Raw genomic sequence first — 12,085 nt, 5'->3', positions numbered from 1 at the left:
CGCTGCTCGTGGGTACGGCGATGTTGGCGAGAGCGTAGGTCCTGCGGCCCGATTCCGGGAGGGGGTCAGGGCTGCGGGTTTCGGCAGGCCGGAGGCCCGGGGCCGCGGGCTCAGCGGTCCAGCAGGGCGAGCACCTGGGCCGGGTCGGTGAACAGCCCGGTGGCGCCCGCGGCGGTGAGGCGCGCCGGGTCGGTGAGGGCGGCGTAGCCGTACACGTCCATTCCGGCGGCGCGGGCGGCGAGGACGCCGTTGGGGCTGTCCTCCAGGACGAGGCAGCGCTCGGGCGGCACGCCCAGCGTGCGGGCGGCGTGCTGGAAGAGGTCCGGGGCGGGCTTGCCGACGCCGACGTCCTCGGCGCTGAAGATCCGCTCCTCGGCGAGGTGGCCGCGCAGGCCGGTGAGGTCGAGCGCGGTGCGGATCCACGTGTGCGCGGCGGAGGACGCCAGGCAGTACGGGACCTCGCGCTGCCGCAGCTCCTTCAGCAGCTCCTCGGCGCCGCGGACGGCCACGAGCTCGGCCTCGAACGCGGCGAAGACGCGGGCGTGGAACAGGTCGTCGAAGCCCTCGGGCAGCCGGGCTCCGTGCCGCTCCAGGATCACGTCGTGCACGCGGTGGGAGGCCGTGCCCATGAAGTCGCGGTAGGAGTCCTCGACCGTGGTCGGGTGGCCGAGCTCGGTCAGGTACTCGGCGAGCACCCGGTTGGAGATCGGCTCGCTGTCCACCAGCACGCCGTCGTTGTCGAAGATCACCAGGTCGTAGCTCACCCGGCGAGCCTACCGGGCCGGGCCGGACGGGGTCCGCCCGCTACTTCCCGCCGCCGGCGAGCTCGCGGGAGCGGTCGCGGGCGGCCTCCAGGGCGCCGAGCAGGGCCGCGCGGACGCCGTGGTTCTCCAGCTCGCGGATGGCCGCGATGGTGGTGCCCGCCGGGGAGGTCACCGCCTCGCGGAGCTTGACGGGGTGTTCGCCGGAGTCGCGGAGCATGACGGAGGCGCCGATCGCGGACTGCACGATGAGGTCGTGCGCGACGTGCCGGGGCAGGCCGAGCAGGATGCCGGCGTCGGTCATCGCCTCGACGAGGAAGTAGAAGTACGCCGGGCCGGAGCCGGACAGCGCGGTGGCCGCGTCCTGCTGCGACTCGGGCAGCCGGATCGCCTTGCCGACCGAGCGGAAGATCTCCTCGGTGCGCAGCAGGTGGGCCTCGGAGGCGTGCGAGCCGCCGGAGATGACGCTCATGCCCTCGTCCACCAGCACCGGGGTGTTCGGCATGACACGCACGACCGGGGTGCCGGCGGCGAGCCGCTCCTCGAACCAGGCGGTGGGGATGCCGGCCGCGGCGGAGACGACCAGCCGGTCGGCGGCGACGTGCGGGGCGAGCTCGTCGAGCAGGGTGCCCATGTCCTGCGGCTTGACCGCGAGGATCAGGGTGTCGGCGAGCTTGGCGGCCTCGGCGTTGGTGACGACGGTGACGCCGTACCGGGCGGCGAGTTCGACCGCGCGCTCGGGGCGGCGGGTGGTCACCAGGACGTCGGCCGGGTCCGTACCGGCCCGCAGCAGGCCGGAGAGCAGGGCCTCGCCGATCTTGCCGGTGCCGAGGAAGGCGATCTTCTGTCCGGGTGCGCTGGCCATGGGTCCGCTCCTTCGTCCGGTGCTTGCGGCCATCCTCGCACCGGCGTCCGCGGGCGGGCGGCGCCGTCCGAACGGTGGGCAATGTGGCGCGCCGCCACCCGGCGAGGCCCGCGGTGTCCGCCGGTACCGTGCCGGGCGGCCCGGCCCTGCTCGTACGGTCGGCTCCCCCCACCTGACGAGGAGCCGCACGACCATGACGACGTACGACGTGAGACAACGGTGGCGGGCGGCGCTGGCGCTGCTCGCCGTGGCCGCCGCGGCGGTGCTCGGGCTCGGCCACGGCACGGCCCGCGCCGCGGGCACCGTCCAGGTCACCGGGTTCGGCTCGAACCCGGGCAACCTGCTGATGTACCGCTACACCCCGACCGGCCTGCCGTCCGGGCGGCCCGTCGTGGTGGCGCTGCACGGCTGCACGCAGACCGCCTCGTACGGCGACGCGGCGGGCTGGACGCGCTGGGCCGACACCTGGGGCTTCGCGCTGGTGACGCCGCAGCAGCAGGCCGCCAACAACTCGTCGCAGTGCTTCAACTGGTTCCAGCCCGGCGACTTCTCGCGCGACCAGGGCGAGGCCCTGTCGATCCGCCAGATGGTCGCGAGGACCGTCGCCGACCTCGGCAGCGACCCGGCCCGGGTGTACGTGACCGGGCTGTCCGCGGGCGGGGCGATGACCGCCGCGCTGCTCGCCGACTACCCGGACGTGTTCGCGGGCGGCGCCGTGGTCGCCGGACTGCCGTACCACTGCGCCACGTCGACGGTCGAGGCGTCGGTGAACTGCATGACGCAGGGCACCGTGAAGACCCCGCAGCAGTGGGGCGACCTCGCCCGTCAGGCGTACCCGTCGTGGACCGGCGCGCGGCCGAGGGTCTCGATCTGGCAGGGCACCGCGGACTCGGTCGTGAAGCCGGTCAACCTGACCGAGCTGATGAAGCAGTGGACGGACGTCGCCGGCACCGGCCAGACCCCGGCGGTCAGCGAGACCGTCGGCGGCTTCCCCCACCAGGTGTACCGTGACGCGTCCGGCGCCGACCGGGTCGAGACGTACGCGATCACCGGCATGAACCACGGCCAGCCCGTCGACCCGGGCAGCGGGGCGCAGCAGTGCGGCACCGCGGGCGCGTACGTGCTGGACGTCGACCTCTGCGCCTCGTACCGGATCGGGCGCTTCTGGGGCCTGGACGGCGGCGCCTCCACGCCGTCCCCGTCGCCCTCCCCCTCGCCTTCGCCCTCGCCGACCGGTGGCAGCGGCAGCGTCACGCTCACCGACGACACCGCCCGGGACGGCTACGTGAAGGCCGCGGCCGACGGGAGCTCCCCCGCCCTCGGCACGCTGGCGGACAGCCTGGGCCTGGCCGTCGGCCGCGGCACGGACGGCAGGCAGAACCGCGCGCTGTTCTCCTTCGACACCTCGGCCGTCCCGGCCGGCGCCACCGTCACGGGGGCGCGGCTGACCGTCGGCTACGGCAGCGGCAGCGGAAACCCGTGGGCGTCGGCGCGGCTGGCGGTCGACGTGCGCAGCGGCTGCTTCGGCGCGGCCTGCACGGCCGGGGCGGACGACTGGTCGGCCGCCGCGAGCGCCGCGTCGGTGGCCACCGTCGGGGCGTTCGGCTCCGGCAGCACGGTGTCGAGCGGCTTCACGGCGGCCGGCCTGGCGGCGATCGCCCCGGGGTCGACGGTGCAGTTGCGGCTCGCCTTCGACCAGGTGCCCGCCTCCACCGCGTACGTCTTCCTGAAGCGCGGCGCGGGCGCCACGCTGACGGTGGACTGGACGCTCTGATGCGGCGCGGCCGCCCGGGGAGCGGACCCCGGGCGGCCGGGCCCGGTCAGCGCTTGGTGCCGTCGACGATGACCGGGCTGCCGACGGAGCCGCACGGGCTCGCGTAGACCGGGTTCTTCTCCGCGGCGGCCTTGAAGGCGTCGATGCACTGGCTCATGAGCATGCGGTCGGTCAGGGAGTCGGCGATGGCCCGGTTGGCGGCGGCCGTGCTCTCCGAGTCGATCTTCCGCTTCTCCGCCTCGGCCCTGGCGGTGCGCACCGCGGCCTCGGCCTGGGCGGTCGCCTGGTCCTGCTGGATCTTCTGGTCGATCGCGTGCTGCAGGCTGTCGCTGGGCTTGACGTTGCGCAGGTTGACGCCGTTGACGAGGATGCCGCGCGGGGCGAGACGGGCGGTGACGAGCCGCTCTATCTCGGCGCTGATGGCCTCGCGCTGCGAGCTGTACCCCTCGACGCCGGTGTGCCGGGCGAAGACGTTGCGGACGATCTCCCGGGTGTCCGGGTAGACCAGGCGCTGCTGGACGGCGCTCGCGCTGCCCGCCAGCCTGTAGAGCGCCAGGGTGTGCTGCGGGTCGATGGACCACTTGACGGTGAGGTCGGCGTAGAGCACGCCGCCCTCGGAGGAGCGGACCTCCACGGTGTCCTTGCCGGTGAGGTCGAGGTCGGCGGGCCGGGTCGAGAAGGTGGCGACGTCGGTCAGCGGCGACTTCAGGTGCAGCCCGGACTTCCAGGTGCCCCCGACCTTGCCGAGCGTGGTGGGCACGGCCACCTCGTACGGCGCGACGACGTGCACGAGGGTGGTCAGGCCGAGGGCGAGGCCGAGGAGCGCGCAGACCACGCCCGACACGGTGGCGACGGGCGAGTCGGCGACCCGCCGCCGGCGCAGGACGAGCAGGACGACGCCGGCGAGCAGCAGCAGGACGGAGAGGTAGAGCATCAGGGTGGGTCCCTCGGGCCGTGACAGCAGGACGGCCGGAGCCTAGGGGCCCGCGGGCGGCCCGGAGCCGTCGTTCGAGCGATGTTCGGACGGAGTTGGCCGGACGTCCACCGACGGGGTGTCACCGCACCGCTCCGCCGGGCCTGCAGACGCACCACACGACCTTGCCGACGCCGCCCGCCCGGGCCCGCACGCCCCACTCCGCGGCGAGCGCCTCGACCAGCCGCAGGCCGCGGCCGGACTCGTCGGCCTCGCCGGGCGTGCGGAGCACCGGCTCGTCGGCGCAGGCGTCGTGCACCTCGATGCGGAGGGCGCCGCCGGTGTACTCGAAGGCGACGAGGACGAGCCGGCCGGGCGGGACGCTGCCGTGCCCGACCGCGTTGGCGACGAGCTCGCCCACCAGCTGCTCGGCGGCGTCGGCCAGCGGCCCGCTGTCCGGGCGGGCCGCGAGGTAGGCGCGCAGCCGTCGCCGCGCCGCGCCCGCGGACTTGCGGTGCCGGGGCAGCCAGCACTCCTGGCGCGCGGCGCCGGGCGGGGCGGGGGCCGGCGTGCCGGGCGCCGGGCGGGGAGCCGGGCAGGGCAGGGGCGGGGTGAGCGTTTCGGGCATGGCACGGCCCCTCGGGGTCACGCCGGGATACGGCCCGGCGGCGCGGCGGTCGGTCATGAGCATGATCGACCTTGCGCCGCGGCCGGCGCGCCGCTTGTCGTGTTCCGCTCCCGCGCGGTCCGCCGGGCGGGTACGGTGGCGGGCTGCCCGCCCGCCGTCCGCTCCCGCCGGCCGCCTCCGGCGTCCGGCGTCCGGGGAAACTCGGGGATGACCCCTATGGATTTCCAGGGCCCCGCGGGCGCACCGTGGAGGTATGGGTAACGGAGATATGTCGCGAAGTGAGAGCCGTCAGGTCGCCGTCGCCGCGGCGACCCTGGGCCCGTGGCGCACGGCCGCGGCCGTCGGCACCGTGGTCGGCGGTGCGGCCCTCGGGGTGAACGTCGTCACCGGCAACTGGTCGCTGGACATCCTGGCCGGTCCGGTGGGTCTCGGCCTGTTCTTCTTCTTCCTCGTCGGCACGGTCGGCGGCCGGCTCCGCCGGGACACCGGCGACCGGCGGCTGCAGCGCTGGGCCGACGCCCACCCGTGGGAGTCCGCCCTGCCCGCGGCCGGGGCGCTGTGGGTGACCACCACGCTGGCGATGACGCTGCTCGGGAGTTCGGGACTCCTCGGGGCGCTGTTCGCGTCACTGCTCCCGGCCGGGCTGCTGCTGGTGATCGCCGGCGTGGTCGGCTCGGTGAAGCGGGCCCGGAAGCGCGCCTGACGGACGTACGGGGTGAAATCCCCCCGGACCGGCAGCGGTCCGGGGGCCCGCACGGCACCCCCTGCGCGGCGTGTCGGCGCAGCTCTGCATACTGGCGCGCGTGCCGATAGTCGATGAGCCCGGGCCACGCCCTGACGACCCGTTCGAGAACCTCGTGCTGGACGAGGACTTCGTCCGCGGGGCCGACGTGAAGGAGCAGTCGGGCCGGTCCCGGATGCTCGCCGCCCGCTGGAAGCAGCAGCCGCCGGACCCCGAGCCGTGGAGGGCGTCCGCCGACCGGGTGCCGGCCCGCCGCAGCCGCTTCGGACGGCGTCCGAAGCCGGTCGACCCGTGGGGGCGCCGCCGGAAGCGCAACTGGCAGACGCCGGTGTTCGTCGTGCTGGCCGCCGCGGTCACCCTGGCCGCGCTCAACGTCGACCGGCTGAACGGCTGGTACGAGGGACGCCAGGAGTCGTCCGCGCTGCCGCCCGTCGCCCCGGAGACCGCCTCGCCCACCGCGGCGCCGCCCGCGGTCGACCCGGACACCCCGACCGCCGACCACCCGTGGGCGGGCTCGCCCGCCGAGGCGTGGCCGTCCGGCGCGAACGGCATCGAGCTGCCCGCCGCCCAGGCCCTCGGGGTGTTCGACAGGACCCAGGTCGCCGCCCAGCTCAAGGCCGTGAAGGACTACCTGGTGCTCGCCCACCTCGATCCGGCGACGACGGCGGGCGGCACGCCGGCCGCCGCCCTGGCCCTGCTGGACCGCAAGGACCGCACCGAGCTGGAGGCCGCGCTCGCGCACCCCACCGCGGAGCACGACCCGGTGGTGTGGCTGAGCCGCTTCGACCCGCGGCTGGCCGTTCCCGTCACCGAGGTGGTCAAGGTGCTGGGCCGGACGACCTTCGAGAGCGACGGCGACCGCGGCATGCTCGTGCACACCGACTACACCTACGTCTACGCGCTGCGGCCGGGCCCGGACGTCGGGCGGGCCCCGGCCTCGCCCGCCGCGGGCGCCACGGCCCGACCGGTCGGCTGGACGACCGCGGGCGGCGACGTCCGGGTGGAGCGCGAGATCGTCCGGCGCCAGCAGGACTTCCGCTTCTACAACCCGGCGCGCTACCAGGTGCAGCGCGGCAAGCTCGTCCTCGACAAGGGGCAGAGCGCCTTCGGCAACAACGTCTGCACGATGGGCAGCGGCTACCTGGTGACCAGCTTCCCCGAGTCGGCCGAGGACGACGGGCCGTCGGGCGCCCCGACGGGCGGCCCGACGACGGACCCGTACGACCGCAGGACGCCGCTGGAGGAGGGCGACGGCAGCTGCGGCGCACTGTCGCGCACCTGAGGCCGCCGGGCGGCGGCTAGGCCCCGGCGGTGGCCGGCGCGTCGCCGCGCAGGTGCCCGAAGATCAGGCTGGTCTCGGTGTGCTGCACCGCGGGGTGCGCGGTGAGGTGGTCGAGCACGAAGTCGCGCAGCGCGTCGGTGTCGGCCACGGCGACGTGCAGCAGGTAGTCGTCCGGCCCGGCCAGGTGGTACGCGGCGACGACGCCCGGCATCCGGGGGATGCCGCCGGCGAAGCTGCGGATCTGCTCCTTGGTGTGGGCGTGCAGGCGCACCGCGATCATGGCCTGGATGCCGAGCCCGACGGCGGCGGGCTCGACCTCCGCGTGGAAGCCGCGGATGACACCGCGCTCGCGGAGGGCCCGGATCCGGCCGAGGCAGGTCGACGGCGCAATGCCGACCGCCTCGGCGACGGCGTTGTTGGGCATCCGCGCGTCGGCCACCAGCAGGCGCAGGATGGCGCGGTCGACGGGGGCGAGTTCGCGTTGCGGATTCTTCGGCACGGCGCCCACGATCGTGCGCCGGTCCGCACATCCACAAGGTCTACCGGCCGGTAGCCGAATGTTGTGCGGACCGGTGGCCCCGACCCGGCCGGGTCTTCACGATGGGGCCACCCCCCACCCCGCCGAGGAGGCCACCCATGCCCCACGCCGACACCCGGGCCGTGCACGCCGGCAGAACCGACCTGCGCGGCCTCGGGACGCACGTCCCGCCGATCGACCTCTCCACCACCAACCCGCTCCCCGGCGTGGAGGCCGGCGGCGACAGCTACGAGGCGCTGGCCACCGGCGGCCTGCTCCCCGAGGGCGGCAGCGCCGTCTACCAGCGGCTGTGGAACCCCACCACCGCCCGCTTCGAGCAGGCCCTCGCCGAGCTGGAGGACTGCGCGCAGGCGGTGGCCTTCGCCTCCGGCATGGCCGCCCTCTCCGCCTGCCTGCTGGCCGCCCGCGCCGAGGGCCGGGGGCACGTCGTGGCGGTGCGTCCGCTGTACGGCGGCACCGACCACGTGCTGGCCACCGGCCTGCTCGGCACCGAGGTGACCTGGGCGGCCGCCGGGGAGGTCGCCGCGGCCCTGCGCCCCGACACCGGGCTCGTCGTGGTGGAGACCCCCGCCAACCCGACCCTCGACCTCGTCGACCTCGCCGCCGTCGCCTCGCAGTGCGGCGGGGTGCCGCTGCTGGTCGACAACACCTTCGCGACGCCCGTCCTGCAGCAGCCGGTGCACCACGGCGCGACGCTCGTCCTGCACAGCGCCACCAAGTATCTCGGCGGGCACGGCGACGTGCTGGCCGGCGCGGTCGCCACCGACGCGGAGTGGGCGGCCCGCCTGCGCCGGGTCCGGGCGGTGACCGGCGGCATCCTGCACCCCCTGGCGGCCTACCTGCTGCACCGCGGGCTGCAGACACTGCCGCTGCGGGTGCGCCACCAGGCCGCGAACGCGGCGAAGCTCGCCGCCTGGCTGGGCGCCCGGCCGGAGGTGGAGCAGGTCTTCTACCCCGGCCTGCCGGAGGGCGACCCGCTGGGCCTGGTCGGCCGTCAGATGACGGGTGCGGGGTCGGTGCTGGCGTTCTCGCTGCGCGGCGGCTTCGAGGCGGCGGCGCGGGTCGCGGACGGCTGCGCGCTCGTCACGCACGCCGTGTCGCTGGGCGGCGTCGACACGCTGATCCAGCACCCGGCCTCGCTCACCCACCGGCCGGTCGCCCCGGAGGCCCGTCCGCACCCGTCGCTGCTGCGGCTGTCGGTCGGCCTGGAGGATCCCGAGGACCTCTGCGCGGACCTCGGCCGGGCCCTCGCGCGGAACTGACGCGCGGGCCTCCGGTCAGCGGCGCCCGCGGCGGGCGCGCTCGTACGCGGCCCGGTGCACGGCCTCGCCGGGCGCCTCGACGAGGCTGCGGAAGAAGTACGCGGCGAGCGCGCCGACCCCGCCGATCAGCCAGACCGCGCCGAGCGAGCGGTCCTCGGCCATCCAGCCGTCGAGGGACGCCCGGCCCTCGGTGAGGCTCTTCCAGGTGCGGATCCCGGCGAGGCAGGTGCAGATCGCCACGGCGCCGATCAGCAGCACGTCGACCAGCCGGCCCGCGTCGGAGAGCGCCACCCCGGCGACGGCGAAGCGCAGCAGCAGGGCGCCCGCCGCGGTGCAGATCAGCGCGCCGAGCGAGACCAGCACCCGGCGGAGCCAGTAGCCGCCGCCGTGGTCGACCCAGGTGGTGCCGAAGAACCGGATCGGCTCCGGTCCGGGGCCGCCGGGGGGCTGCTTGCGGGGGCTGCGCTGCTCGTTCACGGCCCGATTATCGCCCGTCGGCGGTGCGCGACGGCGCAGGGAGCCGCCCCGGCGCGACCGGGGCGGCTCCCTGCGGTGGGCTCAGCCCAGCTTGGAGACGTCGCGGACGGCGCCCTTGTCGGCGGAGGTCGCCATCGCGGCGTACGCCTTCAGCGCCTGGCTGACGTGGCGCTCGCGGTTCTTCGGCTTGTAGCCGCCCTCGGCCTCCAGCTTGAGGCGCCGCTCGTGCAGCTCCTCGAAGGAGACCTTGAGGTCGATCGTGCGGCCGGGGATGTCGATGGCGATGATGTCGCCGTCCTCGACCAGCGCGATGGTGCCGCCGGACGCCGCCTCGGGCGAGGCGTGGCCGATGGAGAGGCCGGAGGTGCCGCCGGAGAACCGTCCGTCGGTGACCAGCGCGCAGGCCTTGCCGAGGCCGCGGCCCTTGAGGAACGAGGTCGGGTAGAGCATCTCCTGCATGCCGGGGCCGCCCTTGGGGCCCTCGTAGCGGATGACGACGACGTCGCCCTCCTTGATCCGCTTGGCGAGGATCGCCTCGACGGCGTCCTCCTGCGACTCGACGACGACGGCCGGGCCGCTGAACGTCCAGATCGACTCGTCGACGCCCGCGGTCTTCACGATGCAGCCGTCCTCGGCGAGGTTGCCGTACAGCACGGCGAGGCCGCCCTCGACGGAGTAGGCGTGCTCGACGCTGCGGATGCAGCCCCGGGCGGCGTCGGTGTCGAGCGTCTCCCACCGCTCGGACTGCGAGAACGCCTCGGCGGAGCGCACGCAGCCGGGGGCGGCGTGCCACAGCTCGACCGCCTCCTCGGACGGCGAGCCGCCGCGGACGTCCCAGGTCTTCAGCCACTCGTCGATCGAGGCGGAGTGCACGGTGTGCACGTCCTCGTGGAGCATGCCGCCGCGGTAGAGCTCGCCGAGGATCGCGGGGATGCCGCCGGCCCGGTGCACGTCCTCCATGTAGTACGAGCCGTTGGGCGCGACCTTGGAGAGGCACGGCACCCGGCGGGACACCGCGTCGATCGCCCGCATGTCGAAGTCGACCTCGGCTTCCTGCGCGGCGGCGAGCAGGTGCAGGATCGTGTTGGTGGAGCCGCCCATCGCGATGTCGAGCGCCATGGCGTTCTCGAACGCGGCGCGGGTCGCGATGTTGCGCGGCAGCACGGACTCGTCGTCCTGGTGGTAGTGCCGCTCCGTGATCTCGACGACCGTCCGCCCGGCCCGCTCGTAGAGCGCGCGGCGGGCGGTGTGGGTGGCGAGCACCGAGCCGTTGCCGGGCAGCGACAGGCCGATCGCCTCGGTGAGGCAGTTCATCGAGTTGGCGGTGAACATGCCGGAACACGAGCCGCAGGTCGGGCAGGCGTTCTCCTCGATGATCGCGATGTCCTCGTCGGAGACGTTCTCGTTGACCGCCTGCGAGATCGCGTCGACCAGGTCGAGCTTGCGCACGGTGCCGTCGACGAGGGTGGCCTTGCCGGCCTCCATCGGGCCGCCGGAGACGAAGACCGTCGGGATGTTGAGCCGCAGGGCGGCCATCAGCATGCCGGGGGTGATCTTGTCGCAGTTGGAGATGCAGATCAGGGCGTCCGCGCAGTGCGCGTTGACCATGTACTCCACCGAGTCGGCGATCAGGTCGCGCGAGGGCAGCGAGTACAGCATGCCGCTGTGGCCCATCGCGATGCCGTCGTCGACGGCGATCGTGTTGAACTCGCGCGGGATGCCGCCGGCCTCCTTGATCGCCTCGGAGACGATCCGGCCGACCGGCTGCAGGTGGGTGTGGCCCGGCACGAACTCGGTGAAGGAGTTGGCCACCGCGATGATCGGCTTGCCGAAGTCCTCCCGGGCTACGCCCGCCGCCCGGAGAAGGGCACGGGCGCCCGCCATGTTGCGGCCGTGGGTGACGGTACGGGACCTCAGCTCGGGCATGCGCTCCACTCCTTCGGGGCCGGCGTGCGGGCCGCTGCGCGGGTGAGAGGGTGCAGGGCCGCCGTCCTACCGAGGTTACGCCTCCCGCTCCGGGCCGCGGACGCGCTGTCCGCGATGCGGTCAGGCCGGTCCGTCAGGCGGCGGGCCGCCGCGCGACGAAGAGGTCGAGCACGTACGGCTCGGTCAGCACACCGTCCGGATGCCCGGCGAGCAGGGCCTCGCGCTCCGCGGCGAGCACCGGTGCCTGCCGCTCGGCGGGCAGAACGGCGAAGTACGACCGCGAGCCGAGGTCGGCGAGGTGGCTGTCGAGGGTGACCTGCCGCTCCCAGTGCAGCCTGGCCGTGCCGACCTCCAGGCCGCGGGCGGCCAGCGGCTCGGCGAACGCCGTCAGGCTGCTCCCGTAGAAGTGGTACGAGGGCAGGGCCGCGGCGAGCCGCCGCTCCTGCGCGGCGATCCAGTCGACGGCCCGGTCCTTGACGTTCCACCAGAGGGCGAGCGAACCGCCGGGGCGGAGCACCCGCAGCGCCTCGGGCACCGAACGCTCCGGGTCCGTCCAGTGGAAGGCCTGCGCGTAGGTGACGAGGTCGGCGGAGCCGTCGTGCAGCGGCAGCTCGTCGCCGACGCCCTTCACCACCGGCAGGTCCGGGGAGACGGCCCGCAGCCGGGCCGCCATGCCGGGGCTCGGTTCCACGGCGAGCACCCGGGCGCCGCGGGCGGCGAGCAGCCGGGTCGCGATGCCCGTGCCGGCGCCGACGTCGACCACGTCGGCGCCGCGGAGCGGGCGGCCCGCGAGGCGCTCCAGCGCGTCGACGAGGGCGTCGGGGTACGAGGGCCGGGCCGCGTCGTACTGCTCGGCCACCGGGCCGAAGGACAGTGCGTGCGCCTGCTGCTGAGAATCCGTCATCGGCGTCCCTCCG

At 75.0% G+C, this 12,085-nt stretch carries 12 protein-coding genes; 4 read left to right on the top strand and 8 right to left on the bottom strand.

What is annotated here, in order from left to right; genetic code table 11:
• Positions 1–110 precede the first annotated feature (110 nt).
• Together OG335_RS21550 and proC are read right to left on the bottom strand one after the other, a co-directional pair.
• Positions 111–764, bottom strand: a complete 654-nt coding sequence (locus OG335_RS21550) for an HAD family hydrolase (RefSeq protein WP_405012760.1) — start codon at positions 762–764, stop codon at positions 111–113.
• Between the two features lie 40 nt (positions 765–804).
• On the bottom strand, positions 805–1,626 hold the full coding sequence (proC, locus tag OG335_RS21545) for a pyrroline-5-carboxylate reductase (protein WP_405012759.1): 822 nt from the start codon (positions 1,624–1,626) through the stop codon (positions 805–807).
• A gap of 193 nt (positions 1,627–1,819) precedes the next feature.
• Here proC and OG335_RS21540 point away from each other — a divergent pair, with 193 nt between their 5' ends.
• Positions 1,820–3,400: a PHB depolymerase family esterase gene (locus OG335_RS21540; protein WP_405012758.1), complete on the top strand. Its 1,581-nt coding sequence runs from the start codon at positions 1,820–1,822 to the stop codon at positions 3,398–3,400.
• 46 nt (positions 3,401–3,446) lie between these two features.
• Here OG335_RS21540 and OG335_RS21535 read toward each other — a convergent pair whose 3' ends face one another.
• Together OG335_RS21535 and OG335_RS21530 are read right to left on the bottom strand one after the other, a co-directional pair.
• On the bottom strand, positions 3,447–4,334 hold the full coding sequence (locus OG335_RS21535; protein WP_405012757.1) for a prohibitin family protein: 888 nt from the start codon (positions 4,332–4,334) through the stop codon (positions 3,447–3,449).
• A gap of 121 nt (positions 4,335–4,455) precedes the next feature.
• Positions 4,456–4,941, bottom strand: coding sequence for an ATP-binding protein (locus tag OG335_RS21530; RefSeq protein ID WP_405012756.1), 486 nt, complete (start codon positions 4,939–4,941; stop codon positions 4,456–4,458).
• A 268-nt stretch (positions 4,942–5,209) separates the two neighbouring features.
• Between OG335_RS21530 and OG335_RS21525 the strand changes: the two genes are divergently transcribed.
• Together OG335_RS21525 and OG335_RS21520 are read left to right on the top strand one after the other, a co-directional pair.
• A complete protein-coding gene (locus tag OG335_RS21525) occupies positions 5,210–5,644 on the top strand; it encodes a hypothetical protein (protein ID WP_405012755.1) in 435 nt (144 codons plus the stop codon).
• Positions 5,645–5,744: 100 nt separating this feature from the next.
• Positions 5,745–6,965, top strand: coding sequence for a hypothetical protein (locus OG335_RS21520; RefSeq protein WP_405012754.1), 1,221 nt, complete (start codon positions 5,745–5,747; stop codon positions 6,963–6,965).
• A 16-nt stretch (positions 6,966–6,981) separates the two neighbouring features.
• Here the strand turns inward: OG335_RS21520 and OG335_RS21515 are convergent, their stop codons facing one another.
• The gene (locus OG335_RS21515; RefSeq protein WP_405012753.1) at positions 6,982–7,464 is read right to left on the bottom strand and encodes an Lrp/AsnC family transcriptional regulator; all 483 of its coding nucleotides are present in this window, start codon (positions 7,462–7,464) and stop codon (positions 6,982–6,984) included.
• A gap of 137 nt (positions 7,465–7,601) precedes the next feature.
• Here OG335_RS21515 and OG335_RS21510 point away from each other — a divergent pair, with 137 nt between their 5' ends.
• Positions 7,602–8,765: a trans-sulfuration enzyme family protein gene (locus OG335_RS21510; RefSeq protein WP_405012752.1), complete on the top strand. Its 1,164-nt coding sequence runs from the start codon at positions 7,602–7,604 to the stop codon at positions 8,763–8,765.
• 15 nt (positions 8,766–8,780) lie between these two features.
• Here OG335_RS21510 and OG335_RS21505 read toward each other — a convergent pair whose 3' ends face one another.
• The 3 genes from OG335_RS21505 to OG335_RS21495 all read right to left on the bottom strand — a co-directional run bounded on the left by OG335_RS21505 (position 8,781) and on the right by OG335_RS21495 (position 12,072).
• Positions 8,781–9,242 carry a hypothetical protein gene (locus OG335_RS21505; protein ID WP_405012751.1) on the bottom strand — a complete coding sequence of 154 codons (462 nt, stop codon included), beginning with the start codon at positions 9,240–9,242 and terminating at the stop codon, positions 8,781–8,783.
• A gap of 81 nt (positions 9,243–9,323) precedes the next feature.
• Positions 9,324–11,168, bottom strand: coding sequence for a dihydroxy-acid dehydratase (gene ilvD / locus OG335_RS21500; RefSeq protein WP_405012750.1), 1,845 nt, complete (start codon positions 11,166–11,168; stop codon positions 9,324–9,326).
• Between the two features lie 133 nt (positions 11,169–11,301).
• Positions 11,302–12,072 carry a class I SAM-dependent methyltransferase gene (locus OG335_RS21495; protein WP_405012749.1) on the bottom strand — a complete coding sequence of 257 codons (771 nt, stop codon included), beginning with the start codon at positions 12,070–12,072 and terminating at the stop codon, positions 11,302–11,304.
• Positions 12,073–12,085 lie beyond the last annotated feature (13 nt).

This window comes from Kitasatospora sp. NBC_01539, assembly GCF_045040525.1.
Taxonomy (GTDB): domain Bacteria; phylum Actinomycetota; class Actinomycetes; order Streptomycetales; family Streptomycetaceae; genus Kitasatospora.
This window is presented reverse-complemented; position numbering and strand designations above follow the sequence as displayed.

Bases quoted from the DNA above. Each gene is read 5' to 3' on its own strand.
- proC (WP_405012759.1), bottom strand. From the start codon at position 1,626: ATGGCCAGCGCACCCGGACAGAAGATCGCCTTCCTCGGCACCGGCAAG.
- OG335_RS21540 (WP_405012758.1), top strand. From the start codon at position 1,820: ATGACGACGTACGACGTGAGACAACGGTGGCGGGCGGCGCTGGCGCTG.
- OG335_RS21535 (WP_405012757.1), bottom strand. From the start codon at position 4,334: ATGCTCTACCTCTCCGTCCTGCTGCTGCTCGCCGGCGTCGTCCTGCTC.
- OG335_RS21530 (WP_405012756.1), bottom strand. From the start codon at position 4,941: ATGCCCGAAACGCTCACCCCGCCCCTGCCCTGCCCGGCTCCCCGCCCG.
- OG335_RS21525 (WP_405012755.1), top strand. From the start codon at position 5,210: ATGTCGCGAAGTGAGAGCCGTCAGGTCGCCGTCGCCGCGGCGACCCTG.
- OG335_RS21510 (WP_405012752.1), top strand. From the start codon at position 7,602: ATGCCCCACGCCGACACCCGGGCCGTGCACGCCGGCAGAACCGACCTG.
- ilvD (WP_405012750.1), bottom strand. From the start codon at position 11,168: ATGCCCGAGCTGAGGTCCCGTACCGTCACCCACGGCCGCAACATGGCG.
- OG335_RS21495 (WP_405012749.1), bottom strand. From the start codon at position 12,072: ATGACGGATTCTCAGCAGCAGGCGCACGCACTGTCCTTCGGCCCGGTG.